Source organism: Shewanella canadensis, from assembly GCF_003966225.1.
Taxonomy (GTDB): Bacteria; Pseudomonadota; Gammaproteobacteria; order Enterobacterales; family Shewanellaceae; genus Shewanella; species Shewanella canadensis.
On record NZ_RXNU01000013.1, the window covers coordinates 128,546 to 154,945 of the forward strand.

26 protein-coding genes and 1 rRNA gene are annotated in these 26,400 nt (G+C 45.8%); 19 read left to right on the forward strand and 8 right to left on the reverse strand.

All coding sequences use genetic code 11. From position 1 onward, the window contains the following. Positions 1-147 precede the first annotated feature (147 nt). A complete protein-coding gene (gene hslO / locus EKG38_RS19495) occupies positions 148-1,008 on the reverse strand; it encodes an Hsp33 family molecular chaperone HslO (protein WP_126522176.1) in 861 nt (286 codons plus the stop codon). A gap of 124 nt (positions 1,009-1,132) precedes the next feature. Next, positions 1,133-1,531, reverse strand: coding sequence for a ribosome-associated heat shock protein Hsp15 (hslR, locus tag EKG38_RS19500; protein ID WP_126522178.1), 399 nt, complete (start codon positions 1,529-1,531; stop codon positions 1,133-1,135). A gap of 257 nt (positions 1,532-1,788) precedes the next feature. Here hslR and gspC point away from each other — a divergent pair, with 257 nt between their 5' ends. The 12 genes from gspC (at position 1,789) to EKG38_RS19560 (ending at position 13,784) form a co-directional block, all read left to right on the forward strand. Further along, on the forward strand, positions 1,789-2,700 hold the full coding sequence (gspC, locus tag EKG38_RS19505; protein ID WP_126522180.1) for a type II secretion system protein GspC: 912 nt from the start codon (positions 1,789-1,791) through the stop codon (positions 2,698-2,700). Between the two features lie 25 nt (positions 2,701-2,725). Next, complete coding sequence (gspD, locus tag EKG38_RS19510) at positions 2,726-4,900, forward strand: type II secretion system secretin GspD (protein WP_126522182.1); 2,175 nt, start codon at positions 2,726-2,728, stop codon at positions 4,898-4,900. Beyond that, the gene (gene gspE / locus EKG38_RS19515) at positions 4,893-6,464 is read left to right on the forward strand and encodes a type II secretion system ATPase GspE (protein ID WP_126522237.1); all 1,572 of its coding nucleotides are present in this window, start codon (positions 4,893-4,895) and stop codon (positions 6,462-6,464) included. Before gspD ends, gspE begins: the two co-directional genes overlap by 8 nt. 179 nt (positions 6,465-6,643) lie before the next feature. Further along, positions 6,644-7,867 carry a type II secretion system inner membrane protein GspF gene (gene gspF / locus EKG38_RS19520; RefSeq protein WP_126522184.1) on the forward strand — a complete coding sequence of 408 codons (1,224 nt, stop codon included), beginning with the start codon at positions 6,644-6,646 and terminating at the stop codon, positions 7,865-7,867. A 69-nt stretch (positions 7,868-7,936) separates the two neighbouring features. Next, a complete protein-coding gene (gene gspG, locus EKG38_RS19525) occupies positions 7,937-8,371 on the forward strand; it encodes a type II secretion system major pseudopilin GspG (protein WP_126522187.1) in 435 nt (144 codons plus the stop codon). Positions 8,372-8,400: 29 nt separating this feature from the next. After that, the gene (gene gspH, locus EKG38_RS19530; protein ID WP_185826908.1) at positions 8,401-8,973 is read left to right on the forward strand and encodes a type II secretion system minor pseudopilin GspH; all 573 of its coding nucleotides are present in this window, start codon (positions 8,401-8,403) and stop codon (positions 8,971-8,973) included. Between the two features lie 86 nt (positions 8,974-9,059). Beyond that, positions 9,060-9,431: a type II secretion system minor pseudopilin GspI gene (gspI, locus tag EKG38_RS19535; protein WP_281277011.1), complete on the forward strand. Its 372-nt coding sequence runs from the start codon at positions 9,060-9,062 to the stop codon at positions 9,429-9,431. Then, positions 9,412-10,185, forward strand: coding sequence for a type II secretion system minor pseudopilin GspJ (gene gspJ / locus EKG38_RS19540; protein ID WP_126522190.1), 774 nt, complete (start codon positions 9,412-9,414; stop codon positions 10,183-10,185). Before gspI ends, gspJ begins: the two co-directional genes overlap by 20 nt. A gap of 65 nt (positions 10,186-10,250) precedes the next feature. Next, on the forward strand, positions 10,251-11,183 hold the full coding sequence (gspK, locus tag EKG38_RS19545) for a type II secretion system minor pseudopilin GspK (protein WP_439332671.1): 933 nt from the start codon (positions 10,251-10,253) through the stop codon (positions 11,181-11,183). An 86-nt stretch (positions 11,184-11,269) separates the two neighbouring features. Next, positions 11,270-12,463, forward strand: a complete 1,194-nt coding sequence (gene gspL / locus EKG38_RS19550; RefSeq protein WP_126522194.1) for a type II secretion system protein GspL — start codon at positions 11,270-11,272, stop codon at positions 12,461-12,463. 1 nt (position 12,464) lies between these two features. Then, positions 12,465-12,941 carry a type II secretion system protein M gene (locus EKG38_RS19555; RefSeq protein ID WP_126522196.1) on the forward strand — a complete coding sequence of 159 codons (477 nt, stop codon included), beginning with the start codon at positions 12,465-12,467 and terminating at the stop codon, positions 12,939-12,941. Between the two features lie 81 nt (positions 12,942-13,022). After that, positions 13,023-13,784, forward strand: coding sequence for a type II secretion system protein N (locus tag EKG38_RS19560; RefSeq protein ID WP_126522198.1), 762 nt, complete (start codon positions 13,023-13,025; stop codon positions 13,782-13,784). A 401-nt stretch (positions 13,785-14,185) separates the two neighbouring features. Here EKG38_RS19560 and yrfG read toward each other — a convergent pair whose 3' ends face one another. Next, a complete protein-coding gene (gene yrfG, locus EKG38_RS19565; RefSeq protein ID WP_126522200.1) occupies positions 14,186-14,851 on the reverse strand; it encodes a GMP/IMP nucleotidase in 666 nt (221 codons plus the stop codon). A gap of 87 nt (positions 14,852-14,938) precedes the next feature. Between yrfG and nudE the strand changes: the two genes are divergently transcribed. Genes nudE through EKG38_RS19585 form a run of 4 tightly spaced genes read left to right on the forward strand, consistent with a single transcriptional unit; the run spans position 14,939 to position 18,589 of the window. Then, positions 14,939-15,484 carry an ADP compounds hydrolase NudE gene (nudE, locus tag EKG38_RS19570; protein ID WP_012144675.1) on the forward strand — a complete coding sequence of 182 codons (546 nt, stop codon included), beginning with the start codon at positions 14,939-14,941 and terminating at the stop codon, positions 15,482-15,484. 56 nt (positions 15,485-15,540) lie between these two features. Further along, entirely contained in the window at positions 15,541-16,353 is an 813-nt protein-coding gene (gene cysQ, locus EKG38_RS19575; protein WP_126522202.1) for a 3'(2'),5'-bisphosphate nucleotidase CysQ, read from the forward strand. Further along, on the forward strand, positions 16,346-16,792 hold the full coding sequence (locus EKG38_RS19580) for a GNAT family N-acetyltransferase (protein WP_126522204.1): 447 nt from the start codon (positions 16,346-16,348) through the stop codon (positions 16,790-16,792). Before cysQ ends, EKG38_RS19580 begins: the two co-directional genes overlap by 8 nt. Positions 16,793-16,822: 30 nt before the next feature. After that, positions 16,823-18,589, forward strand: coding sequence for an MFS transporter (locus EKG38_RS19585; protein ID WP_126522206.1), 1,767 nt, complete (start codon positions 16,823-16,825; stop codon positions 18,587-18,589). 71 nt (positions 18,590-18,660) lie between these two features. Here EKG38_RS19585 and mnmH read toward each other — a convergent pair whose 3' ends face one another. The 3 genes from mnmH to EKG38_RS19600 all read right to left on the reverse strand — a co-directional run bounded on the left by mnmH (position 18,661) and on the right by EKG38_RS19600 (position 22,130). Continuing rightward, the gene (gene mnmH, locus EKG38_RS19590; RefSeq protein WP_126522208.1) at positions 18,661-19,770 is read right to left on the reverse strand and encodes a tRNA 2-selenouridine(34) synthase MnmH; all 1,110 of its coding nucleotides are present in this window, start codon (positions 19,768-19,770) and stop codon (positions 18,661-18,663) included. After that, positions 19,770-20,810, reverse strand: coding sequence for a selenide, water dikinase SelD (gene selD / locus EKG38_RS19595; protein ID WP_126522210.1), 1,041 nt, complete (start codon positions 20,808-20,810; stop codon positions 19,770-19,772). Before selD ends, mnmH begins: the two co-directional genes overlap by 1 nt. 201 nt (positions 20,811-21,011) lie before the next feature. Then, positions 21,012-22,130: an acyl-CoA desaturase gene (locus EKG38_RS19600; protein WP_126522212.1), complete on the reverse strand. Its 1,119-nt coding sequence runs from the start codon at positions 22,128-22,130 to the stop codon at positions 21,012-21,014. Between the two features lie 155 nt (positions 22,131-22,285). Between EKG38_RS19600 and fabR the strand changes: the two genes are divergently transcribed. Beyond that, entirely contained in the window at positions 22,286-22,900 is a 615-nt protein-coding gene (fabR, locus tag EKG38_RS19605) for an HTH-type transcriptional repressor FabR (RefSeq protein WP_126522241.1), read from the forward strand. A gap of 116 nt (positions 22,901-23,016) precedes the next feature. Here the strand turns inward: fabR and trmA are convergent, their stop codons facing one another. Continuing rightward, on the reverse strand, positions 23,017-24,114 hold the full coding sequence (gene trmA / locus EKG38_RS19610) for a tRNA (uridine(54)-C5)-methyltransferase TrmA (RefSeq protein WP_126522214.1): 1,098 nt from the start codon (positions 24,112-24,114) through the stop codon (positions 23,017-23,019). 130 nt (positions 24,115-24,244) lie between these two features. Between trmA and murI the strand changes: the two genes are divergently transcribed. Further along, positions 24,245-25,069 carry a glutamate racemase gene (gene murI, locus EKG38_RS19615; RefSeq protein WP_126522216.1) on the forward strand — a complete coding sequence of 275 codons (825 nt, stop codon included), beginning with the start codon at positions 24,245-24,247 and terminating at the stop codon, positions 25,067-25,069. Positions 25,070-25,097: 28 nt separating this feature from the next. Here the strand turns inward: murI and EKG38_RS19620 are convergent, their stop codons facing one another. Then, on the reverse strand, positions 25,098-25,565 hold the full coding sequence (locus EKG38_RS19620; protein ID WP_126522217.1) for an RNA recognition motif domain-containing protein: 468 nt from the start codon (positions 25,563-25,565) through the stop codon (positions 25,098-25,100). A gap of 717 nt (positions 25,566-26,282) precedes the next feature. On the opposite strand from EKG38_RS19620, the gene EKG38_RS19625 reads away from it, so the two are divergent. After that, positions 26,283-26,400 (forward strand): 16S ribosomal RNA (locus tag EKG38_RS19625); the annotation flags it as partial.

Here is a 26,400-nt window from a genome sequence, read left to right on the forward strand (position 1 = left end):
TTTTTATCTAAAAAATGGGCGTCTTGATGCGCTGAAATGTGATTGTAACTTAAGCAGATATGAATGTGTGAGGAAGATCGTGTTTTGGGTTAAAAAAAGAGGACGCTCACAGGCGTCCTCTTTTTGTACATTGTGATCACTGAGGCGTTATTGTTTGGTCTCAGGTGCTTGAGTATTGCTGAAAATAGCTTCAACATCAATTGAATCAAAGTCATAGGTTGTATTGCAGTATTCGCAACCCATCTCTATCTTGCCTTGTTCGGCAATGATCGTATCAATTTCAGCTTTTGAAACGGTGCGAATTGCCGAGGCGCTACGCTCTCTCGAACAGGTACATGAGAAAGTCACTTCGATAGGGTCAAACAGACGAACCTCTTCCTGGTGGTAGAGCCGATGTAATACCTCCTCAGCTTCCAGATCGAAAATCTCTTCGGCCTTAACCGTTGCGGTGAGTTGCTCTAAGTGTTCAAACTCTGCATTGTGATCGCCTTCGCTCGGTAGAACCTGAAGCAACATACCGGCAGCTTGTTTACCGTTGGCAAACAGAGATATTTTAGTGGGTAATTGTTCAGACTGAGTAAAATACTCCTCAAGGCACGCGGCAAGAGAGTCTTTGTCCAGTGCTACAACTCCTTGATAGCGTTCGCCTTTAGCTGGGGATAAAGTGATGACCATATGCCCTTTGCCGAACAGTTGTTGCAGAGTCGCACCATCGCTTAGTTCACCATCCCAGCGAGCAACGCCTCTGAGTTGTTGAAGGTTGTTGCCATTGATTACTGCAAGTGAGATAGGGCCATCTCCTTGAAGTTGAACACTAATATCACCGCTGAACTTCAGCGTAGCGGTTAGCAGTGATGTGGCAGCCATCAACTCACCCAAGAGTTCCTGAATTTGTGTAGGGTAAGTATGAGCCGAGAGGATCTCTTGATAACTCTGCTCAAGCTGCACTAATTCGCCTCGGACGTCTGCATTTTCAAATAGATAGCGGTGTAAATTATCTTTACTCATTTCGGTTTCAATCTCACAATGTCATTCGGTATAAAACTATTCAGTTAACTGAGCAGTTATCAGTTATTTGGGTATAGTGCTTAATATATGGTCTTTAATTGTTACTTCAATGCCGAACTTGATATTAGCTCTCTTTAAAGCGTATCAATTGTCGGCGTTGCTTCTTATCTGGTTTATGATCCGGAGCCGGATTGTTCAAGACATTTAATCGTCTCGCCTCAGCATAGGTTTCTCTTTTCGCTAAGCTTTCGGGTGTTTCCTGGTACAGAGTTTGAGCGAATGTTGCTTTTTGACGCTGATCTGACAGTTTTTTAATGACGATCTCTTTTTCGTCATAACCCTGTCTTAATTTTATTACAGCATCTAATTCTGCCAGTTTACTGGATTTTGCTCTCTGTCCGTTGTAGTGAACTTTACCACCATTAATCATCTCTTTTGCGATGGCACGGGTCTTATAGAAGCGTGCAGCCCAAAGCCATTTATCCAGACGGATGGCTTTTGGTTGTTCTGATGGCTTGTTCATCGAGTCTCCATAGTAAAATTAATGATGGGCGACTTCACATGCTGGGTAATAAAATCGCTTTTTAGTGTTCCAATCACCTAATATAGCGACCAGCTTCACACCCTTTTTAGGCGCGTAAAGTTAGCATATTTGGGCGATTTTCGCCAATTAAGCAGGTGTTATGGGCTTGTTGCCATTAGCCGTGTAGGTTAGCATGAGTCACGACATCCTAAATTATCTTAAGCAGAACAGAGACCTGTATAGAGGGTCCACTCAATATGGATTTATTAGATAAAGTTATTAATAAGGCTGCGGGAATACCGCATAAGCCTTTGAGTTTAGCGGCTTTTTGGGTCGGTTTGATAGTGACCGTTTACCTCTTGGCTCAGATCACCTGGAAGTTAGTTCCAGCCTCTGATCCACCACCAAATTGGCTGCCTACCCCCGTAACCAGCAGTTCGGGTAGTCGTGTCAGTATTTCCGATCTGAAAGAGTTATCTCTGTTCGGCAAGGCCGATTCAAGCTCCAGTCAGCCCAAAATTTCACCAGTTGAAGAAAAGATCACTGATGCTCCTAAGACCTCACTTTCGATTCAATTGACCGGCGTTGTGGCCTCGACATCACAACAACATGGTTTAGCAGTTATTGCTTCAAGTGGTAGTCAGAACACCTATAGTTTAGGTGATAAAATTAAAGGTACTTCGGCTTCGCTCAAAGAGGTCTATGCTGACCGTATTATTATCACTAACAGTGGTCGTTACGAGACCTTGATGTTAGATGGTCTAAAATATGAGACCGGAGGCAAGGCGAACCAGCATTTACAGCGGGCTAAGTCGTCGGTGAGCAAGGTCGACAAGAGAAAAGATCGTCAGGTTGCCAAGGAGCTGGTGAGTTCAAGAGACGAGCTGTTAGCCGATCCAAGTAAATTGACCGACTATCTGGCCATTTCACCGGTAAAACGTGGTGGAGAGCTTCAGGGCTACCGTTTAAATCCGGGTAAAGATAGAGAACTATTCAAGAAGGCCGGTTTTAAGGCCAATGATTTAGCAAAATCAATAAATGGCTACGATTTGACTCAGATGAGTCAGGCATTAGAAGTTATGGCACAACTACCTGAATTAACCGAGATCTCACTGATGATCGAACGGGAAGGGCAGCTGGTTGAGATCCTGTTCAGTCTGCCGCAATAAAAAAGGTTTTAGGGGAAGTAAACAAATGAATAATAAGAAAATTCGCCACAAGCTTATTGCTGGCATGGTGATGGGAGCCTCACTTTTAGCTCCTCAACTCGCTTGGGCTGAGCAGTATGCGGCAAATTTTAAAGGGACAGATATTCAAGAGTTTATCAACATAGTTGGTAAAAACCTGAATAAAACCATCATTGTCGACCCAACGGTTCGTGGCAAGATCAATGTGCGAAGCTACGATCTGCTGGACGATGAGCAGTATTATCAATTCTTCCTCAATGTGCTCCAGGTTTATGGCTATGCGGTCGTAGAGATGGACAACAACATCATCAAGGTGATCAAAGATAAGGATGCTAAGACGGCGTCTATCAGGGTTGCGGATGATGATAGACCTGGTTTAGGCGATGAGATGGTGACACGTATCGTTGCCCTCTATAACACGGAAGCCAAACAGCTGGCTCCGCTGCTGCGTCAGCTCAATGACAATGCGGGTGGCGGTAATGTCGTTAACTATGACCCATCGAATGTATTGATGATCTCCGGCCGTGCTGCCGTGGTCAACAAATTAGTTGAGATCGTTCGCCGCGTCGATAAGCAGGGCGATACAGAGGTTCAGGTGGTCTCCCTCGAGTTTGCATCGGCGGGTGAGATAGTACGTATTATCGAGACCCTCTATCGCTCGACTGCTAATAAGTCGAAGCTGCCGGGTCAGGCACCTAAAGTGGTGGCCGATGAACGCATGAACGCCGTTATCGTCAGTGGCGATGAGAAGAGTCGTCAACGTGTGGTATCACTGATTAAGAAGCTGGATGCAGAGCAAGCCAGCATAGGTAACACTAAGGTTCGTTATTTACGTTATGCCAATGCGGAAGATCTGGTCGAGGTATTGACCGGATTTGCCCAGAAACTTGTCGATGATAAAGACGGTGGAGCACAGCAAGGCGGCAGTAAACGTCGCAACGAAATCAACATTATGGCCCATGCCGATACCAATGCCTTGGTCATCAGCGCCGAGCCGGATCAGATGCGTACCATCGAAAGTGTCATCAATCAGCTCGATATTCGTCGTGCTCAAGTTTTAGTAGAAGCGATTATCGTGGAAGTCGCCGAGGGTGATGACGTCGGCTTCGGCGTTCAGTGGGCCACGGCTGCCGGTGGTGGAACTCAGTTTAATAACTTAGGGCCTACAATTGGTGAGATTGGTGCCGGTGTTTGGCAGGCCCAGGATACTAAAGCTTCTCAAACTTGTACCGGCTCGGGTGATAACCAGACCTGTACCGATAACCCCGATGTTCAAGGTGATATCACCTTGTTGGCTCAAGCCTTAGGCAAGGTCAACGGTATGGCATGGGGTGTTGCCATGGGCGACTTCGGTGCGCTTATTCAGGCCGTTTCCAGTGATACTAAATCGAATGTACTCGCGACCCCCTCTATCACCACGCTGGATAACCAGGAAGCGTCGTTTATAGTCGGTGATGAAGTCCCCATTTTGACAGGCTCGACCTCGAGTTCGAGCAATAGCAACCCATTTCAGACGGTCGAACGTAAAGAGGTGGGCGTCAAGCTTAAAGTGATTCCTCAGATCAACGAAGGCTCATCGGTTAAGTTAACCATCGAGCAGGAAGTGTCGGGCATTAACGGTAAAACTGGGGTCGATGTGACCTTTGCTACCCGTCGTCTGACCACCACAGTTATGGCCGATTCCGGTCAGATAGTTGTCTTGGGGGGACTGATTAGCGAAGAGGTGCAGGAGAGTGTGCAGAAGGTGCCTTTCCTCGGTGATCTTCCTATTATCGGTCATCTGTTCAAGTCATCTTCGAGTGGCAAGAAGAAGAAAAATCTGATGGTATTTATCAAGCCAACGATTATTCGAGACGGTATTACCATGGAAGGCATCGCAGGACGTAAGTACAACTACTTCCGAGCACTGCAGCTTGAGCAGCAGGAGCGTGGTATTAACTTAATGCCAAACAGCGAAGTGCCTATACTCGAGGAGTGGAATCAATCTGATTATCTTCCTCCTGAAGTCAACGAGATCCTTGAACGATATAAAGAGGGCAAAGGTTTAGCGACTAAGATGCGTGAAACCGATCCGGCCTTAAAGACTATCTCTGAGAGCAATGAAAAAGATAAGCAAGAGAGCGCAGAAAGCTCAAGTGAAGACAGCGCTTCAGACACCACCGAAGATAAAGATGATGAGTGAGATTCAAGCCTCTCACAATGATGAGCTGGCACAAGTGACCGATGAGCTTGGGCTGGCAGTCGAAGGTGAAACAGATGAGGTGTTTCACTCCACGAGTAAGGAGCGGTTACCTTTTGCCTTTGCGCATCGCTTCGATGTGGTATTGGATACCTTAGATGATCAAGGGCTTACCTTGTTTTACACTGCTTCTACGCCGGTTGAGGCTCTACTCGAGGCTCGTCGCTATACTGGTAAGGAGTTACCTCTGGCTCAGCTTGCATCGGACGCGTTTGAGGCAAGGCTAACACAGGCTTATCAGGCGAACTCTTCAGAGGCTCAGCAGCTGATGGAAGATATCGGCAATGAGATGGATCTGTTTACCTTAGCCGAAGAGCTGCCGCAGACCGAAGATCTGCTTGAAGGCGATGATGATGCGCCGATCATTAAATTGATCAATGCCTTGTTGTCGGAAGCGATTAAGGAAGAAGCGTCTGATATTCATATCGAGACTTACGAGAAGCAATTGATCGTGCGTTTTCGTGTCGATGGGGTGCTCAAAGAGGTACTCAAGCCAAATCGTAAACTCTCGTCACTTCTGGTTTCACGTATTAAGGTGATGGCACGTCTGGATATCGCCGAGAAACGTGTGCCTCAAGATGGTCGTATTTCGCTACGTATCGCCGGCCGCGCCGTCGATGTTCGTGTGTCGACCATGCCATCGAGCCATGGCGAGCGTGTGGTATTGCGTTTGCTCGATAAAAACGCGGGTAACTTAGATCTTATCCAACTGGGAATGACCGAAACGGTACGCATTCAGTTCGATGAACTGATCCGTAAGCCTCACGGTATTATTCTGGTCACCGGACCTACGGGCTCGGGTAAGAGTACGACCCTCTATGCCGGATTGACCGAGCTTAATACCAAAGATACCAATATTCTTACCGTCGAAGACCCTATCGAGTATGAGCTTGAAGGCATAGGCCAGACTCAGGTAAACACTAAGGTCGATATGACCTTTGCCAGAGGTCTGCGTGCGATTCTACGTCAAGATCCCGATGTGGTGATGATTGGTGAGATCCGTGACTTAGAGACGGCTCAAATTGCGGTTCAGGCTTCATTGACGGGGCATATGGTGCTGTCGACCTTGCATACTAACACAGCCTCTGGTTCGATTACCCGATTACAGGATATGGGTGTCGAACCTTTCCTCGTCTCTTCAAGTTTATTGGGCGTGTTAGCTCAACGACTGATCCGAACCTTATGTTCCGAGTGTAAGTCTGAACATGTTCCGGACCTGAGTGAGCGTTCGTTATTAGGCATGACAACCGAGGATACCCGAGTGATCTATCGCGCTCAGGGATGTAAGGCATGTGGTAATAATGGTTATCGTGGACGTACCGGTATTCATGAACTGCTCGTGGTCGATGACGATGTTCGAGAACTCATTCATACCGGTCGTGGTGAGCTGGCAATTGAGAAACATATCCGTAAATCGACGCCGAGTATTCGTCATGATGGTATGAGTAAGGTACTTGCAGGGATCACAACCCTAGAAGAAGTGTTGCGTGTAACCCGCGAGGAATAATCGATGCCAGCATTTGAATACTTGGTTTTAGGGCAAAATGAATTGCGTATCAGAAAGTTAGCCTTGAGTTGTATTAGTGTTGAGGTAAGCCATGCCAGCATTTGAATACTTGGTTTTAGGGCAAAAAGAATTGCGTATTAGAAAGTTAGCCTTGAGTTGTATTTGTGTTGAGGTAAGCCATGCCAGCGTTTGAATACAAGGCGTTAGACGCAAAAGGTAAGCAACAAAAAGGAGTGATGGAAGCCGATACGGCGCGTCATGCCCGAGGCCAGCTTCGCGAACAACGTCTGATGCCGCTCGAGATCACCCCGGTTGTTGAAAAAGAATCTAAGGCGAAATCGACCGGTAAAAGTTTCTTTCAACGAGGGATCTCAGTTGCAGAACTCGCGTTAATCACCCGTCAGGTCGCAACCTTGGTTGCGGCGGGTTTACCCGTCGAAGAGGCATTAAAGGCGGTAGGACAGCAGTGCGAGAAAGATCGTTTAGCCAGCATGATTATGGCGGTCAGATCCCGTGTCGTCGAAGGTTATAGCCTGGCTGATTCCATGGCAGAGTTTCCCCATATTTTCGACGATCTCTATCGCGCCATGGTGGCATCGGGTGAAAAGTCCGGTCACCTCGAAGTCGTGCTTAACCGTCTTGCCGATTACACCGAGAGAAGACATCAGTTGAAGAGTAAGATGACCCAGGCGATGATCTACCCTGTGGTGCTTACTGTCGTGGCAATCAGTGTTATCGCGATATTACTAGCCGCAGTTGTACCTGAGGTGGTGGGTCAGTTTGAACATATGGGACAGGAGTTGCCCTGGACAACATTATTGCTGATCGCTTCATCTGATTTTATCAGAGATTATGGCTTGCTGGTTTTAGGTGTCATCGTCATAGGCTTTGTGCTGTTTAGGCGGCTATTAACAAAAGCCGTATATCGAATGAAGTATGACAGTTTACTACTTGTGTTTCCGGTCATTGGTCGTGTCAGCAAAGGGCTCAATACTGCCAGATTTGCACGAACCTTAAGTATTTTAACCGCGAGCGCCGTACCTTTATTGGATGCAATGCGTATTGCCAGTGAAGTGCTTATCAATGTTAAAGTGCGAGCTGCGGTTGAAGATGCTACCGCCAGAGTTCGGGAAGGTACCAGTTTAGGTGCAGCACTGACTAATACGAAACTTTTTCCTCCTATGATGCTCTATATGATCGCATCGGGTGAAAAGAGTGGTCAACTTGAGCAGATGCTTGAGCGAGCCGCCGATAACCAAGATCGAGAGTTCGAGTCCAATGTGAATATTGCGCTGGGTGTATTTGAACCTTTGCTCGTGGTGAGTATGGCTGCTGTGGTGCTGTTTATCGTGTTGGCTATTCTGCAACCGATCTTAGAGTTGAATAATATGATCAGTGGTTAATGTAAGAATTTCGATGTTGGCATTGCCATTCGAGAAACATTTAAGTCATTCAGTTAAAGGAAGTTTTTAATGCAAACTCGTAATAAACAAAAAGGTTTCACACTGTTAGAGGTCATGGTTGTTATCGTGATCTTAGGTATTTTAGCCTCTATGGTTGTGCCTAACTTGATGGGTAATAAAGATAAGGCCGATCTGCAGAAAGCCGTTTCGGATATCGTTGCGTTAGAAAATTCTTTGGATATGTATAAGCTGGATAACAGCATCTACCCAACAACAGAGCAAGGGTTAGAGGCATTAGTTCAGAAGCCGACTATCTCTCCGGAGCCACGTAATTACCGTGCCGATGGTTATGTGAAGCGTTTACCACAGGATCCATGGAGAAATAACTACCTGCTACTTAGCCCGGGTGAGAATGGCAAGCTGGATGTATTCAGTGCCGGCCCAGATGGTCAGCCAGGTACCGAAGATGATATAGGTAACTGGAATCTGCAAGATTACCAGTAAACATGATATTCGTTGATTAAAGAAAGCTGATGAAGTTGCAAAAAGGTTTTACCTTAATGGAAGTCTTGCTGGTCGTCCTTTTAATGGGGCTGGCCGCTTCTGCTGTGACCATGAGTATGAGTGGTGCCGATAAGCAAAGAGAGTTGGAGAGGTCGGCTTTGCAGTTTATGACTGCGACTGAAATGGTGCTTGATGAGACCGTACTCAGTGGACACTTCATCGGCATAGTGATTGATGATGAAAGCTATAAATACGTCTTTTACGACGAAGGTAAATGGAAGCCCCTGACTCAAGATAGGATCTTATCCGAAAGGCAGATGGAATATGGCGTTAAGCTGGAGCTTATTCTGGATGGTTTACCTTTGGTTCAAGACGATGAAGAGGAAGACACCTGGTTCGAAGAGCCGCTGATTGAAAAGTCAGAAGAGGATAAGAAGAAGTTTCCTGAGCCTCAGGTGTTGCTTTTCCCCAGCGGGGAGATGAGTACCTTCGAGCTCATTTTCTCGAGCAAAGATGAATCCGGCAGAGATATCGAGGCCCTAGTCGTGGGTGATTCCCTTGGTCGATTAACTTTGGGGAGAGACGATGGATTCGATGACTAATATATTCGTCAAAAAGCCCTGTTTTTCAATGGCGGTATCCTATTTGAACTTTCAGATGCTGATGACTAAAACGCTTGGGTGTATTTGTGAATCATAGTGTTAAGGGGATGACCTTACTCGAAGTTATCGTCGCTTTAGCCGTATTTGCTATTGCTGCAGTGTCGATCACTAAGAGCCTGGGAGATCAAATTGCCAATATGCCTATCTTAGAGGAGAAGACCTATGCGCAATGGGTCGCCGACAATGAGATGGTCGAGGCGAGATTGGAGCCGAAGTTTCCTGATATAGGTAAGAAAGAGGGGGAAACTGAACTGGCTGGCCGAGATTGGTATTGGCGTAAAGAGGTGATAAAAACCACGGATGACAAATTCAGAATGATCCGCATCAGCGTCAGCGATGATGAGCGATATCAACGTATTCTTGCCCAGGTAAGTAGTTATGTACTCAATCAAGACTAAAGTTATCGCAGGTTTTACCTTGCTTGAGATGTTAGTCGCCATCGCCATTTTTGCCATGTTGGGACTCGCGGCTAACACTGTGCTGCATACGGTGATCCAAAATGATACAGCGACCAAAGAATTTTCCGGCAAACTGAAGTCAATGCAACAGGGCTTCGGGGCGCTCGAACGTGATTTAGGGCAGATGGTGGCACGCACGCCTCGCTTGCTCGAGGGTGGGCGCGGCACAACCGTATTCCAAACCGGCTCTGATATTTTAGATTCAGAATCTGAGGCGCTGGTTTTCTTTCGCCTGGGCTGGCTAAACCCCGATGGCTTATTGCCCAGAGGCAGCATTCAATCTGTGGCCTATGTGGTGCAGGATAATAACCTTGAGCGCTGGTATTATCCCTATCCAGAGCCAGAGTTCGGCAGTGAGCCGATCAAAACAATCGTCATCAAAGATGTGATCTCAGTGGAATACTCCTTCTTTATGGAAGATAAGTGGGAGAGAAAAGTCGATGCGACTAAGCTGCCGAAGGCGATTGCGATGGAAATCGAATTAGAAGGTTATGGTAAAATCCAGCGTAAATTTTTGCTGTCAACAGGTGCTCCCGTCGGTTCGGGAAGTAATAACAATGGTGGCAACAATAACGGTGGCAATAACTCAGGCAATAACTCTGGCAATAACTCTGGCAATAATAGTGGCAGCAGCAATTCAGGCAGTGGCGGCGGAAATGGTTCTAATACCAGTGGTGGCGAGGGTGAAGGCTAGTGGTTAAGAAGCTTCCGGGTAAGCAGCGTGGCGTTGCGCTCATCGTTGTTCTTTTGATTGTGGCTATGGTGGCAATTATTGCGACCAATATTAATAGTCGTAATCAGCTTTCGGTCCGGCGCACATTGAATTTAACTCAATATGATCAGGCATTTTGGTACGCGATTTCGGCCGAAGAGTTAACCAAGAAAGTATTGAAGCAAGATCTCGATGACGCAGACGATACGGTTCACCTGCAGCAGTATTGGGCTCAGGCCGATGTGGTTTTTCCCGCCGAGCACGGTGAGATTGGTGGAACGATCAGTGATATGCGTTCCTGTTTTAACCTCAATGCCTTGTCTATCGAGAGTAAAGTGATTGAGAATGGGCAACCTAAACTTCCCCTGCCGGCGGTGCAGTACAAAGGGCTGTTGGTCGCACTGGGAATGGATGAGTTTTCGGCGGAGCGGTTGACTCATACTTTAAAAGATTATATCGATGAGGACAGTACGGCGAGTCCATTTGGCGCCGAAGATGCCGATTATGAATCGAGGAACGTTCCCTATAGGGCGGCGAATACTCTGATGAGTCATCGCAGTGAATTAAGGGCTGTGCTTGGTTATACGCAAGATATCTACCTAAAACTGTTGCCCTATATCTGTGTCATTCCTGGTGATGACCGCCAGCTGCTCAATGTGAATACGCTGAAGGTCGAACAGGCAGCCCTGATGGCCGGCATGTTTGATAATAAAATTTCCGTAGGCGAGGCTGAGAGCATCATCAATCAGCGACCCGGCGATGGCTTTGAAAATATAGAGGATTTCTGGGGAAGCTCATCGCTAACCAGTATGCAGCCTCAAGCAGATTTAAAGACTACATTTGTCGTCGACAGTCATTACTTCTTATTAGAGGCGGGTGCTAAGGTCGATAACGCTACGTTTCGCTTAGAGAGTGTGTTGAAAGTGGGCAGCGATAATAAAATGGATATTTTGACTCGACAGTATGGCGGTCAGAAATAAAATTAATATTACCCGACGTCGGGTGGTAAAAGAATAAAATGAGATAACCCCATCGGGTGAGTTGATAAGGTTTGTGGAGAGTGAATGTGAGTGAGAGACTATTTATCCGCTTAGGAACAACCCAAGAGCAGCCCTGCTCTTGGCTGGTTTGGTCTGAGCAGGAACAAGAGATCATCGCCTCTGGTGAGGTAAAGGATGCAGACGCTCTGTCGAGTCTGACTGAGCGCGCCGGTAATCGCCCTGTGGATGTATTAGTCCCCTCTTCTTCGATAACCCTGACTCAGGTCGATCTCCCCGAAAAAGGACAACGCCAGGCAATACAGGCGCTCCCTTTTATGCTCGAAGAGAGCTTGGCCGAGAATGTTGAACAACTTCATTTTGTGCCGGGTCCACGCAGTGGTGAGTCTTTGAGTGTCGCCGTGGTTGCCCATGAACAGATGGAAAATTGGCTTAATTGGCTCAGTGAAGCAGGTTTAAAGGCCAAACGCATCGTTCCCGACTGCTTAGCTCTACCGCTGGAACAGTGTCAGTGGGCAGCAATGAAATTCAACCGTGAGTATCTGTTGAGAACCGGTGAAGGTGCGGGTGTTAGTCTGAGTGAAGACTGGATGAGCAGCGTGCTGCCTAAACTGCTGCCCCTTGACTCTGAAACGCCTGTGACGGTTGCCGCTTATAGTGAGTTATCAATGGCTGGCGCAGATATTCAGGAGCAGGCGCTTGAGTTACCCATGTTAGTGTTAGCGAAGGGGGTGTTAACCGCACCTCTGAACCTGTTGTCCGGTGCTTATACGCCTAAGCGAGAGTATGGAAAAAATCTCACGTTATGGCGCAATGTAGCGATCGTCGCCGTGGTTGCTCTCCTGTTGGCTTTAGTCAATAAAGGCCTCAACATCTATCAACTCGATGCTGAGCAGGCACGTTTGCAGATTGAAAGTGAAGCAATCTATAAGCGAGTAGTTCCGGGAAGTTCACGCATCGTAAACCTCAGATCTCAGATGGATAGAGAGCTACGTAGCATGCAAGGCCAGGGCGGCGGGAGTGAATTTTTCTCTATGCTTGAGGGATTAGAAGAGGCCTTTACCCAAGTTACAGATTTGAAACCGACAACCTTACGCTTCGACAGCGCACGTAACGAGCTCAGAATGCAGGTTACCGCTAAGAGTTATGCACAAATTGAACAGTTTAAGACGATAGTGTCGCGCTCCTATCAGCTCGATTCGGGGGCTATGAACAGTGGCGAAGACGCCGTAACCAGTACGCTAACGCTGAGGAGTAAGTAAGATGGAGAACCTTAAAGCGTGGTGGAACGGCCTTATCTTGCGAGAGCAGCAGTTGGTCGGAACTTGTGCTGTCGTACTGGTTGTCGGTATATTTTATTGGGGGATCTGGACTCCTATATCCAATGCAGAAATTGATGCAGAGCGTCGATTGCAGGCACAAGAGAGTACATTGAATTTTGTTAAGCAAACCGCAAATAAAATCGCGGGTTTGAAGCAAAGCGGTACTCAATCTAAGTTTAATGGTAGTTTAAGTGCCGCCGTTAACCAGAGTGCGGGTGCCTTTGGATTAGAGATAACGCGAATGCAGCCTCAGGGTAACAAGATCCAGCTATGGATGGACGATGTCCCGTTCGATGCATTGCTTGGATATTTGAATGAATTGGTTCAGGAGAAAGGGTTATCGTTAGATAGCATTGATCTTGCTGAATCGGATGTGCCTGGATTAGTCCGTGTTCGTCGTATTCAGCTATCACAATGATACCAGACATAAGCATATTCAGATTAACCATATGATGTAGTGCTTGGTATTGGAAGTGACTGTTTTTATTAAGGTAGTGTAGTGAATTTAGCAAAGAAAGTTATTATTGGTGTGTTGATCTATTTGGTTTTTTTGATCGCATTATTACCGGCAAGTGTCGTCGTCAGGCTAGCACCATTACCTAATACGATAAGTTTGAGTGGAGTATCCGGTTCGATATGGTCGGGAAGTATTGAGACGGTTACGATTCAAAAGAGACAGCTGGAGCAGGTGCAGTGGGATCTGAGCCCCTGGTCTCTGTTTCTCGGCAAAGCTAAGTTAGATCTTGTGATTGGCAACCGTGGTACCGCAGTTAACGGCAAAGGTTTGGTGACACTCTCTATGAGCGGCATCAAGGCGCAAGGATTAAGATTTGAAGCCCCGGGAAGTTTCCTGATCGGCAATACCAGATTACCGTTTCGCACTAAAGTTGGCGGTGATATAAGCTTGTTTATTGAAGAGTTAGCTCAAGGCCAGCCTTGGTGTGAGCAGTTAAGCGGTAAAGTCTTCCTTAACAGTGCCAAGGTGAAAAATCAGTTCGGAGACTATCCCTTGGGTGATATCGAGTTGGGCTTAAGTTGTGTCGATGGTAACGTCAAAGTGAACTCCGATGAAACGATGAACCAGCTCGGCTTAAGCGGCACTGTGTTGCTGCAAGCTGAGAAGATGGTACAGGTTTCGGCTAAGGTCAAAGAGACACCATCTCAACCTGAAGATCTGAAGAAGGCACTTAGCTTCTTAGGTAAGAAGGATAGCCAAGGGTATTATCCGATTAGTTATCAAGGGCGAATTCCTGGACTCTAATTAAAAAATGGATAGAGAGTGTTATCTCTCTTTTGGCAGTTTCAGAAGGCACTAAACAGTGCCTTTTTTGTGTCTGGAACACTTATGAAGACTTACCATGGATGGTATAAAGTCTTCGTTGTGTCTGGAATTCTTGTATGAGAGAGTTATGAAGACTTACCATGGGCCAATGATGATCCCTGCATCAATATGGCATTTCCTACATCCCTGTAGGTCATGGTATAAAACCTTCTTTGTGTCTGGCCATTGATGCTCCCTCGGTAACTGCGTCCTGCGTTACTCTACCTCCTGAGTCCATTCAGTCGTACATTTGTTGGCATTCCCACATCTGACCCATAGGACTAGTGTTGAGATAGGGGGAAATGTCTTCTAAGCGGATGGAGCGTTTTAGTTCCTGCCTTCTAATCGGCCAAAAGGTCATCCAATAGCAGGTGATAATCCCCTATCGATGGAAAATCGCTAAAAACTTTATCCGTTTTTTGGCTATCAGGATTGGTGATACCAAGCTGGTAACCAACACCAGCCTTTTTCGCGGCGTTTAGAATGGCTTCGCTGTCATCCACAAACAGACAGCGGCTTGGGTCTAAGTTGAATCGTTGAAACAGATGAAGCCAAAACTTTGGGTGCTCCTTGGGATAACCCGTCTCATGGCTTGAGATCATCTTATCTAAGCCCTTGCTCAGATCGGTATGTTCAAGCTTTAGTGACAGGCTGTGTGGGTGAGCATTGGTTACCAAAATGCGAGACTTACCTTGTACACCTAAGGCCGTTAAGAAAGGCATGCTGTCTTGCCTTAGCTGGATCCTATCGACTAATGTTCTGTGTAATTCTTTGATATCTACATTTAATTCTCGTTGCCAATAGTCCAGGCAATACCAATCTAAAGTACCGAATACTTTCTGGTATGCGGTTTCAACCAGCTGCTGAGCAGCTTGGCTATCGAGGCCTTTCTGACGGCTTAGCTCTTTGGGGACCAGACTTAACCAAAAATGATTATCGAAATGAAGATCCAGCAGGGTGCCGTCCATATCGAGTAATACCGTATCTATCTTATTCCATGGAAACATATGATCTGTTCAAATTCTGGTTGTAGATTAAAAACATAATAGTAAGATTGTATGGTTAAGCCAATATCATTTTATTCAGGAACTTTCATGAAGGACAAGAAACCGGAAATTTTAGGCGCTGAGATCGTTGCCCAAAGCCGCCTGTTTAAAATCGAGCAGGTACACCTGAAGTTTTCGAATCAGGTCGAGCGTCAATATGAAAGGATGAAGGGTAACAACCGTGGTGCTGTCATGGTGGTTCCTGTGCTCAACAGTGAAACTCTGCTTCTTGGCAGAGAGTACGCCGCTGGAACTCACTCCTATGAACTCGGTTTCCCTAAGGGGCTAATCGACCCCGGAGAGGAGGCGCATGAAGCGGCTAACAGAGAGCTGCAGGAGGAGATTGGGTATGGTGCCGCTAAGCTTACACATCTTATGGAGCTCAGCTTAGCTCCCGGATATTTTGCCAGTAAGATGCAAATTTTTATTGCAGAGGAGTTATTCGAAAGTCAACTCGAGGGGGATGAACCTGAGCCTATCGAACTGATCCATTGGCCCCTAGATAGATGGCAGTCTCTTTTGGATCTTGAAGATTTTTCTGAATCAAGAAGCGTGAGCGCCTTGTTTTTAGCTCAGAAATATCTAAAACTGTAATTGTTTGAAATTTAAATTTAATAAAGTTTTACTTGTTGTGGGCTGTTGGAGCGGTTATGAAGCCAGAAGATTACATAGAGCAAGTTATTGATATTGCAGTTAAGGCTGGTTCAGAGATTCGAAATATCTATCTGAATGGTACATTTGATAAAGAAATTAAATCGGATAATACTCCGGTCACTTCTGCTGATATTGCAGCGCATAATATTATTACTTTGGCGCTTAAGACATTAACGCCAGATATTCCGGTTTTGTCTGAGGAAGATGCCGAAATTCCTTTCTCACAGAGAGAGCATTGGAGCCGTTATTGGCTCGTCGATCCTCTCGATGGGACCGGGGAGTTTATTGCCGGTAGTGGGGATTTTTCGGTCATTATCGCCTTGGTCGAACATAACCGTCCCATCATGGGAGTGGTGTATGTTCCTATGACAGAAGTTTGTTACTACGCTATTGCTGGGCTCGGTGCCTACAAGCGAGATGAAAAATCCGAAGTGAGGATCACCAGTCGTCAACTTCCCGATAGTGATGGACCGCCATTGAAGCTCGCGGTGAGTCGCCGTCAGGACCCTCAGTCAGTATTGAAGCTCTTTAATCAACCAAAGCATTGTGAATTAATTGTGCTCGGAGGCGCAGCCTTGAAGAGCTGTCTTATTGCCGAAGGCAAAGCCGATTGTTATGTGCGTATTGGCCCTACGGGTGAATGGGATACCGGTGCGGCACAGATTATCGTCGAGGAAGCAGGCGGTCAGATAATGGATCTTGAGCTTCAGCCACTGAGTTATAATGAGCGCGAAAGCCTGGAAAATCCAAACTTTGTAGTTGTTGGTTCCCCTCATCTTGAGTGGGACAGAATTTTATTAAATGAGTAACGCTATACAGATACGCCTTGCCGATAAGCGTGATCTTCAAGGCGTAAATGTGCTCGAGCAGGCTTGTTTCCCCGGCCATTGTTACCCGGACTTTTTCTTTCGCCAGGCATTAGATTGTTGGCCCGAGAGTTTCTTATTGGCCTGCGATGATGGGCCTCCACTGGGGTATCTACTCGCCGCTGCGGGAGCTGAACCACATCTTTGTTGGATTTTATCTGTCGCTGTCAGTGAAACGCAGCGGGGGCGTGGGATTGGACGCAAGCTTTTGACTCAATTTCTGAACAGGCTCCCCTCATCGGTTACGCACGTACACTTGACTGTAGCGCCTGAAAATAGTGCTAAGGAGCTGTACCTGAAACTGGGCTTCGTTCAGATGGGTTATGAATCGGACTATTTTGGCGATGATGAACCAAGGGCGTTGCTAACTTATGTTAAGTAGAGCTTTCTATGGGGTCTGTTGAGGGGATAAATGGTATTTAGCAGGCGATTTTTCCCTTACTTTGTTACTCAGTGTCTTGGTGCACTGAACGACAATGTCTATAAGAATGTGTTACTCCTGTTCGTCACTTATTCTCAGGTCGAAAGCTTGCCTATCGGGGTCAATCTTTTTGTCAATTTAGCCGCTGGCTTGTTTATATTGCCATTTTTCCTGTTCTCAGCCCACGCGGGATTGATTGCGGATAATATCGATAAAGCTCTGTTGATCAGGCGCCTTAAACTGTTAGAAATTATCATCATGTTTTGTGCTGCCGTGGCAATACTCACTCAGAGCTACCTGCTGATGTTGTTATTGCTCTTCCTGACCGGAGTTCAATCCGCCTATTTTGGACCTGTTAAATACTCCCTCCTGCCCCAGGTGCTTAAAGAGAAGGAGTTGGTCACGGGTAACGCTTGGGTTGAAATGGGGACCTTTATCTCCATTCTCACAGGAACGATCACCGCAGGTCTTATTGTGGCAAGTGAAAGCCCTAAGCTTTTCGCTGCCTTGTCGGTTTGTTTTCTTGCATTGTCAGGCTATCTTTCGAGTCTGCTTATCCCGGCGATACCGTTAAACCGAGAACCCAAGAAGCTGCGTTTTGCTCCTTTCTCCGGCAGCATCGATAGCATCAGAAAAGTGCAAGGTACCCCCTCTATATGGATGGCTATCCTGGCTATCAGTTGGTTCTGGTTTCTTGGGGCGACCTACCTGACGCAGTTTCCCAACTTTGCCAAAATACATTTGCACTCCGGAGCGACTGTCGTATCTCTGTTGTTAGCCCTCTTCTCTATCGGAATTGCAGTTGGCTCTTTTGCGTGTGAGCGGCTCTCGTTTAAACAGGTTGAATTGGGGCTTTTACCGTTTGGCTTGCTGGGTTTAGCCCTGTTCGGTGTCGATCTATATTGGGCCATTCCAGGTGGAACATGGGAGCAAGAGTATGTTTATACCGCCCTCTCTTTCCTGTATGAGTCGAAGCATTATCGATTGATGTTTGATCTCTTTATGGTGGGAGTCAGCGGCGGGCTTTTCATTGTTCCCCTGTATGCATTTATTCAAGCCAGAACAAAAGAGGGTGAGTGTGCACAGGCCATAGCGGCAAATAACATTTTAAATGCGCTGTTTATGGTGGTTTCGGCCGTTGTTTCCATGATTCTTCTTGGGATATTGAGCTGGAGCATTGCTGAGTTATTTCTGTTACTCGCCATCACGAATTTAGCCGTCGGGCTTTATCTCTATGTTAAGCAGCCCGAGCTTGGAAGCAAATTTATCGGTTACCTGCACTCCCTCCTTATTCACCCGGTTACTGTGATAGGTAGAGACTTGATACCTAAAACAGAGGCGGCCTTGCTTATAGGTTCTGCCAGTACCCCAAAGGAGTTGTTCTTGATGCAACACCTTTCTATAAGACCGATTCGCATTATGGGGAAAGGCGCTTTGAGGCAAGACTTGTGGTCCGGGCTGCTGAGATGGAGTGGGGTGGCAGTAGAATTTACCTTGCCCCAACACATGGGGACAGATGAAACTCGCCAGCATCATTGCAAAGAGCCGGAGGAGATGCTGAATCAAATTGAACTTGCGCTGTCTGGCAACGAGTTAGTCTACCTGTCAAAAGCGGACTATTTAATTTTAGCCGATGAGCTTAGCGGGAGGCAGGTCTCTGTGCCTAAGCGCTACATCAGTATTAACAGTTCAGAAGCGTCGAAGTCTGAGGCCAGAGGGCGAAGAGGGGAGACAAGTCTTATCGTTGCTTCGGACTGAAGGCCTGTTAAAAAAAGAGCCTTTAACAAATAGTAAAGGCTCTCAGTTTTAGCATAAATTAGCCGTATGAATTATCCCTTTGACGAATACTCATCTAACCATTCATGCATGGCTTGATGCGAGCCCTTGAAGATGATTCTGGATTGTTTCTTATCCAGTTGGTATTGGTACATAGGATCGTAATATTTTGTGAGGAGAAGCGATATCCATTCCATATGCGCCTGAGTATCGCCACGCTGACGTTGAATATTGAGTGCATTAGCTATGATGGATTGAAATTCATCATGAAGCTGACCACCGAGTCGCTTCTTAATACTTGTGATGCTTTGGCTTAAGTACTCAGCAAAAGCATCGAAGCCGGCTTCTTCACCTAAGCGATCTACATAGCCGGAGTGCATCTTATGGACATATTCGTGAAGTAACCTGTTTAGCCTGGCTTCCTCAGGTTCCTCAAGAACTAGCATATCGGCGGCTTGCATACCCGTGTAGAACAGCTTTGGTATTGCAGAGCGCCCAATCAGGAAGCTTTCGTCTTCAACAAGCAGACATTTTTCCGCTCTCTCTTGATGTTTGAGCAGTGAGACCGCCAGGTTATTCTCGAAGTTAATCTGGCTTGGTTGTGGCTCATGATATCGTCCAAAGCTTGAACCACGATGATGGGCCAGTCCTTCTAGATCGATAGACTCAGAGCGCTGAAGTAAAAAGTCAGTCTTACCACTACCCGTTATTCCACTGAGAATAAGGATGGGACTCTGTTTTGGTGCCTCATCTATCACTTCGATCAGGTATTGACGCATGGCTTTATAGCCACCCTCAACATAGGGGATCTCTATTCCGGCCTCTTTTATCCATTGCTGTGTCAGTTGCGATCTTAGCCCGCCACGAAAGCAATAAAGATAGGCATTGGGATGCAGGCTAATAAACTCAAGCCATGCCTCGACTCTCTGTTGCTTGATTTGACCATTGACCAGTGAATGGCCGAGGGCTATCGCCGCATCCTGGCCCTTATTCTTATAACAAGTCCCCACCTTTTGACGCTCACTATCTTGCATGAGTGGCAAATTAGAACTCGATGGAAACGCCCCCTTACTAAATTCTATAGGGGCTCTGACATCCATCATAGGGTGGCCACTGAGCATGATCTCTCTGTAGGCACTCTTGGGAACTATGTTTTGGCTCATTAGAGGAGCTCCACTAATGTCGGTTGGCTTGAACTGTTAAGACTCCCGATACAGTTAGATGGGACTCCATGCTCGGTGAGTAGCTCGACAAGTTCGCTTTCGGCTTCGGCGGAGACGGAGATCAGTAAGCCGCCACTGGTTTGAGGATCGCAGATAATAGCTTTCTGTTTGTCACTGAGCGTCGGTAGGTGTTCACTATAGCTGTCGAAGTTTCGATGTGTGCCGCCAGGGATACATCCCATTTCAAGGTACTGTTCAGCTTTAGGCAGTAATGGAAGTGCTGACACTTGAATTTGTGAGTTTAAGCCTGCGCCCTGACACATCTCAATCAGATGCCCTGCGAGTCCGAAACCTGTCACATCGGTCATTGCATTTACGCCGGATATTTTAGCTATGATAGGACCTAAAATATTGAGTTGGCACATCGCATCGGCGGCAATATTAGTATCTTCTGACGCTATTTTCTTCTGCTTTTGTGCCGTCGTTAATATGCCAATGCCCAGTGGTTTGGTGATGTAGAGCTTGTCACCGGGTTGAGCCGTATTATTCTGTTTTAGCTCAGATAGGGGGATTTGCCCCGACACCGCGAGTCCAAATATGGGCTCGGGAGAATCGATACTGTGTCCTCCCGCCAACATGATTCCCGCATCGGCGCAGGCTTGACGGCCACCATCAACAACTTTCTGTGCGACCTCGGGTGATAATTTATTGACTGGCCAGCCTAAGATCGCAATTGCCATCATTGGGGTGCCGCCCATGGCGTAGATGTCGCTGATGGCATTGGTCGCCGCGATGCGGCCAAAGGTAAAAGGATCATCGACTATCGGCATAAAGAAGTCGGTGGTGCTTATGATACCAGTCTCATCATTGAGTTTATAAACGGCTGCGTCATCTCTGGTTTGGTTACCAACGAGTATGTTCGGGTCTTCGAATACAGGAAGCTGAGAGGCTAAAATGGTACTTAGGACTTTTGGAGAGATTTTACAGCCACATCCCGCTCCGTGACTGTATTCGGTAAGCTTTATTTCTGATTCTGACATGAACGCAAAAGTCCGTTGATAAGATTGTTAGGCGGACATCATAGTCCTATAGCCAAATCACTTCAATAAACTGCGCTCTGCAAGTCGACAAGTGATCGCCCCTGTCTTAGCTCAACCTTTATGAGTGCGAAAACTTCGAGTCTGAACGTTCAAACGGCCACCATCTTCGATGGCCAGACTGTATTGCGTCTTGTTAATGGACTATTTAACTGGCTGTGCGTAAGTGGACGTCAGTATTTGCCAGTTTTTCTGCTGAGCAAGGAAACGTTGCTTCATCTCCTCAACCTGCAACATCAGTTGCTTGCTGGCCAATTGCTTTCGCTTTGCTTCCAATAACTCTTTCTTCGCCTTGTAATAATCTGTAAGGTGCGACTTTAACAACTCATATTCAGCTTGAAGCTTTTCTAACGCTTCATCGCAGTTAGTTAGATTCGCAACTCGACTCTGAGTTCGCTTAAGTTGCATCTGTAACTTGGCATTCTCAATTCTCTCTTGCGGTGTAACGCGGAGATCTTTAGCCAGTCCACACCAGTTTAAAGCGTTGATAAGCCATTTGGTTGGATCGTATTGCCACCATCTAATGCCATTTCGATAATCATTTTCAAAGATATGATGAAAGTTATGGTACCCCTCACCATAGGTGAGAAGGGCTATGATACCGTTATCTCTGGCGGTATTTTTATCTGTGTAGGGCTGACTTCCCCAGACATGTGCGAGAGAGTTGATGAAGAATGTACAGTGATGAACGACAACGAGCCTTAATAAACCCGCCATCAAGAGCATGCCAAGTATGTCACCGTTGAGCCAGCCCAGAAATGCGGGCAGAGCAATATTCATCAGAAGTGCTAATGCTAAGTAGTATTTATGCTGCCACATTACAATCTTGTCATTTTGTAAGTCACGGACATTTTTATAATCGTGATAACGCTGTGATTGGTACTCTCTTAGCATCCAACCTATGTGGCTATACCAAAATCCCATTTTTGCTGAATAGGGATCTTTGTCATTGTTATCGACATGTTTGTGGTGAACACGATGATCGGAAGACCAATGAAGGGCACTATTTTGCAATGCTAATGCGCCACCTAAGGCGAAGATAAAGCGTACAGGTGAACTGGCTTTATAAGTTTTGTGAGACCAGAGTCTATGGTATCCAGCAGTAATAGATAGGCCACTGGCAAAAGCAAAGCCAACAAAGGCTACCCATTCGGTTAAGCCATAACCCTGCAGGATCCCATACCAAGGGACAAGGATCGCGGCACCAAGAAATGTGATGGCAAATAGCGACACATTGGTCCAAATTAACGGAGGTTTATTCATTATTATTTTCCAGTTCAACATTGAGCGTACATCTGTACGCTAATTTAGCCTTTCAAACTGATTAGGTCAAGTTAGAAGCGGGATCAAAGGGCTGCGTTTTACTATCAAAAAATGTATCATCTCGTGATAACACCTTAGATAGCGGATCCATCATGATGGGTATAAGAGCACAGCAGAAAGAGAAGACACGTCGGGCACTCGTCGATGCGGCGTTTAATCAATTAAATGCTGAGCGTAGTTTCTCTAGTCTGAGTTTGCGTGAAGTTGCGAGAGAAGCCAAAATCGCACCTACCTCGTTTTATCGTCATTTCAAAGATATGAATGAGCTTGGACTTACCATGGTCGATGAGGGGGGCTTAACCCTCAGGCAGCTGATGCGTAAAGGGCGACAGCGAGCCGAAGCTGGCGGAAGTGTTATCCGAATTTCTGTAGAAACCTTTATGGAAGTATTAGAATCAAACCCTAACGTGTTTCGGATTCTGTTACACGAACGTTCGGGGACGTCGGCTCCATTTCGTGCCGCGGTGGCTCGTGAAATCGAGCATTTTATCTCTGAGTTGACTCATTACACCGAAGCGACAGCGAAACGAAGCCCGGAATTAGCAAGGGCTCAGGCTGAGGCTCTGGTGACACTGGTCTTTAACGCGGGGGCTGCAGCGTTAGATATGAAGCGGGTTGATAGGAAAGTACTCGCCGACAGGTTGGTGATACAGCTACGTATGGTGGCTAAAGGTTCCGAGGTGTTGCAACAAAAAATGGATAATAGATAGGGTCTTTCTACGTAAACACGTTAAAATTTTCTCTATGAATTAGACATTATTGTAGAGGTAAAAAAGGGCTCATTGGCCCTTTTTTTGTCTGGAACGTTTATGCCTTTGTAAATGGGTTAGCGTCTCTCTAAGAAGACTCCCGACTCCATATGATCTGTATATGGGAATTGATCAAATAGTGCAAAGCTCGTGATCTTATGTGTTTTGTTCAGCTCAATTAAATTGTCGATTAAAGTCTTCGGGTTACATGAGATATAAACGATACGATCGTAACCTTGCACCAGCTTAACGGTATCAGGATCCATACCTGCTCTAGGTGGGTCAACGAAGATGGTATTACAGTTATAGCTATCTAAATCGATCCCCTCCAGGCGTCTGAAGGTACGCTTCTTTGCCATTGCATCGGTAAAATCTTCTGCCGACATACGGATGATCTGCAGGTTGTCGATCTTATTTATCTTGATATTGTATTGTGCGGACTCAACCGAAGGTTTTGCGAGTTCAGTGGCTAATACGCGATCGAAATTTTGCGCCAGGGCAATTGAAAAATTACCATTACCACAATAGAGTTCTAGCAGATCGCCTTGGCTATTCTTAGTGACATCAATAGCCCACTCCAACATCTTCACCGAGACTTTACCATTAGGTTGTGTAAAGCTATTTTCAATCTGATGATATTGAAGCTGCTGGTTATTGACCGTTAATGACTCGATGACAAAGTCTTTATCCATGATCAGTTTCTGTTTACGAGCTCGACCAATAATATTGATGTTGAAAGTGGCTGCTAACTTCTCTTTTAAGGCTTTAGCTTCAACCTCCCACTGTGCATCAAGTTGCTTGTGATACAACAAAGACACTAAGATTTCGCCACTAAGTGTTGATAAGAAATCTATCTGGAATAACCTATGTCTCAGAGTTGGATTGGGCCTTAACTCTTCCATAAGGGCTGGCATCACCTGATTGATCAATTCACTCGCTGGGAGAAACTGATCGCAACGGACTTTGCTGTCGAGTGCTTTATCAAACATGTAGTAGTACATGTCCTCACCGTCATGCCATATACGGAATTCGGCACGCATACGGTAATGAGCAGGTTCGGAACTAAAAACTTCTAGCTTTGGTGTATCAAAATCAGTGAATATCTGTTCCAGCTTGATACGTTTTTCTTCGAGTTGCGCATCATAGGTATTAGGATCCATTGCTGCTAAATTCATTTATTGATCACCCTTGGTTTGATTTGGGGCGGAATTATTATACTAGATTGCAAGGATGTCCAGTTTCTGGCTTCCGATTTTTGGACTGTTGTGTGAAAATTCATGTATGCATACTAAGTGGAGAAGAGATTTGTCAGGACCAATACTTGTTTTTGATTCAGGAATAGGTGGCTTATCTATTCTCGACGAGATTAGGCAAGTACTACCTGATAAACAATATTACTACCTTTTCGATAATGCCCGCCTGCCATACGGCGAATTGGAAGAACAGGTATTGATAACTGGCTGTAAGGCTCTTATCAGTTCTATCGTTAAAAGGATCGATGCGTCCTTAGTTGTGATTGCCTGTAATACGGCGAGCACCTTAGTTTTACCTGCACTGAGAGAAGTGCTGAACATTCCGGTTGTCGGAGTGGTGCCCGCAATAAAACCCGCTGCAGCATTATCACGAAATAAGCATATTGGTGTACTGGCAACTCCGGGAACGATAAGGCGACCCTATACACACGAATTGATAGAACAATTTGGCGGTGATTGTAAGGTTGAACTATATGGTTCTTCTGAACTGGTTATCTTGTCGGAGAGAAAAGCTGCCGGCATCGACATCTTACAAGCGGATATAGCTAAAATATTAAACCCTATTAAATGCAGCGGACTCGACACACTTGTTTTAGGCTGCACTCACTTCCCTATGCTCAAAGTCGAGATACAAGATTATCTGGGGGGAAATGTATTATTACTGGATTCTGCCAAGGCGGTGGCGGCAAGGGTAACGAGCCTATGTTTTCAATTGGACGAAACGAACCGCAATCGAAATAAATCTAAAGATGAAGTGAGTGGTTCGGAGTCAAAGGAGATGATAGCGCTGTATACGTCTGAGGAGATAAGCGATGGGCTTAAAAACACATTAGCCAAAATTGGGTTTTCTAATATTGAAAAGGTCCAAACTGGCTAATGCGTTTAGTGAGCATCAAGAATTAAGCTTAAGTGTTAGCCTGACTCTCACTCTTGTCTGCATCTTGAGATTTTGCTTCTCTTACTTTTAGTGTACGTTCCTGGAAATCGAATTCATTTAATTTAGACATGGCTTTCTTAGCGCCTGCCTCTGACATTTCAATAAATCCAAAACCTTTACGTCGGCCTGTCTTGCGGTCACGAACCAAACGCACAGAATTTACCGGACCGTATTTACCGAACAACTCCTTTACTTCACCTTCATGTACACGATAAGGCAAGTTACCTACATACAGTGTCATTGTTGGGCCGGTATATTGCTCAACGCTCTCGACATTGTTGGTGGATGGAGATGATTTACCCTGAAGTGCGAATACAACACTTGCAATAATAGCACCTGTGAAAAAAGCGATTGCGGCATTAAGGCCTGCGAACTGGTTGAACGCGAATGCGCCAACTATGGCGACAATCAAAACGATAAGAAATGGCTTTTGCATATATATGTTCTCTGAAGAATTGATAAATAACTGTTAATAGCAGGTATATGGTAATGAATTATTTAGCATTACACTAGCCCATTGCTGAAAAAATGAACTTAATAGTCCATATCGCTATTCATTGCTGGATGATTCACACTCGAAACGTAGTAAAAACAATCAAAAAACAACGGGTCTGCGCAAAACTTCGACGCATGAACGTAAAAGTGAAAAAAAGGGGTTGTGCTCTGCTCTGATATCCCTATAATGCGCAACCACTGACACGGCACAGCAGGCATACAGCCTACATCTCGTAAGAGAGTGCAGTTGAAGTTGAGTTAACTTTTTAACGAAAGATATCTCAGGCAGAAACCCTTTAAGAGTTTCGTTTGTCATTCTCTTGTATAAGAAAAAGACACTTGAAAAACTTCTTAAAATTAGGGCTTGACGCCAACAGCGGGAAGTGTAGAATACGCATCCCTAAGCCAACGACCTAGCGTCTAACGGCAGTATCTGAAAAATTGATACTACGCTCTTTAACAATTTATCAAGTAATCTGTGTGGACACTCACAGGTGTTGAGTTATTCGAAATTGTCTCTCACGAGACAATCAAAAATTTTACTCAATGTAACGATGAGTGTTCATAGCAATATGTACAAACGTTTCTAAGATTCTTCCGAGTCTTTTAAACGAAATCAGAATTCATTGAGCCGGTTCTTAGGAACCAAAAAAAACTTTAATTGAAGAGTTTGATCATGGCTCAGATTGAACGCTGGCGGCAGGCCTAACACATGCAAGTCGAGCGGAAACGGAGATAGCTTGCTATCAGACGTCGAGCGGCGGACGGGTGAGTAA

Bases quoted from the DNA above. Each gene is read 5' to 3' on its own strand.
- gspE (WP_126522237.1), top strand. From the start codon at position 4,893: ATGAGTGAGATTCAAGCCTCTCACAATGATGAGCTGGCACAAGTGACC.
- hslO (WP_126522176.1), bottom strand. From the start codon at position 1,008: ATGAGTAAAGATAATTTACACCGCTATCTATTTGAAAATGCAGACGTC.
- gspK (WP_439332671.1), top strand. From the start codon at position 10,251: ATGGTGGCAATTATTGCGACCAATATTAATAGTCGTAATCAGCTTTCG.
- EKG38_RS19620 (WP_126522217.1), bottom strand. From the start codon at position 25,565: ATGCAAAAGCCATTTCTTATCGTTTTGATTGTCGCCATAGTTGGCGCA.
- EKG38_RS19555 (WP_126522196.1), top strand. From the start codon at position 12,465: ATGGAGAACCTTAAAGCGTGGTGGAACGGCCTTATCTTGCGAGAGCAG.
- gspH (WP_185826908.1), top strand. From the start codon at position 8,401: ATGAAGTTGCAAAAAGGTTTTACCTTAATGGAAGTCTTGCTGGTCGTC.
- EKG38_RS19585 (WP_126522206.1), top strand. From the start codon at position 16,823: ATGGTATTTAGCAGGCGATTTTTCCCTTACTTTGTTACTCAGTGTCTT.
- mnmH (WP_126522208.1), bottom strand. From the start codon at position 19,770: ATGAGCCAAAACATAGTTCCCAAGAGTGCCTACAGAGAGATCATGCTC.
- gspG (WP_126522187.1), top strand. From the start codon at position 7,937: ATGCAAACTCGTAATAAACAAAAAGGTTTCACACTGTTAGAGGTCATG.
- trmA (WP_126522214.1), bottom strand. From the start codon at position 24,114: ATGAATTTAGCAGCAATGGATCCTAATACCTATGATGCGCAACTCGAA.
- gspC (WP_126522180.1), top strand. From the start codon at position 1,789: ATGGATTTATTAGATAAAGTTATTAATAAGGCTGCGGGAATACCGCAT.
- yrfG (WP_126522200.1), bottom strand. From the start codon at position 14,851: ATGTTTCCATGGAATAAGATAGATACGGTATTACTCGATATGGACGGC.
- EKG38_RS19580 (WP_126522204.1), top strand. From the start codon at position 16,346: ATGAGTAACGCTATACAGATACGCCTTGCCGATAAGCGTGATCTTCAA.
- gspJ (WP_126522190.1), top strand. From the start codon at position 9,412: ATGTACTCAATCAAGACTAAAGTTATCGCAGGTTTTACCTTGCTTGAG.
- EKG38_RS19600 (WP_126522212.1), bottom strand. From the start codon at position 22,130: ATGAATAAACCTCCGTTAATTTGGACCAATGTGTCGCTATTTGCCATC.
- nudE (WP_012144675.1), top strand. From the start codon at position 14,939: ATGAAGGACAAGAAACCGGAAATTTTAGGCGCTGAGATCGTTGCCCAA.
- fabR (WP_126522241.1), top strand. From the start codon at position 22,286: ATGGGTATAAGAGCACAGCAGAAAGAGAAGACACGTCGGGCACTCGTC.
- selD (WP_126522210.1), bottom strand. From the start codon at position 20,810: ATGTCAGAATCAGAAATAAAGCTTACCGAATACAGTCACGGAGCGGGA.
- gspD (WP_126522182.1), top strand. From the start codon at position 2,726: ATGAATAATAAGAAAATTCGCCACAAGCTTATTGCTGGCATGGTGATG.
- gspF (WP_126522184.1), top strand. From the start codon at position 6,644: ATGCCAGCGTTTGAATACAAGGCGTTAGACGCAAAAGGTAAGCAACAA.
- hslR (WP_126522178.1), bottom strand. From the start codon at position 1,531: ATGAACAAGCCATCAGAACAACCAAAAGCCATCCGTCTGGATAAATGG.
- cysQ (WP_126522202.1), top strand. From the start codon at position 15,541: ATGAAGCCAGAAGATTACATAGAGCAAGTTATTGATATTGCAGTTAAG.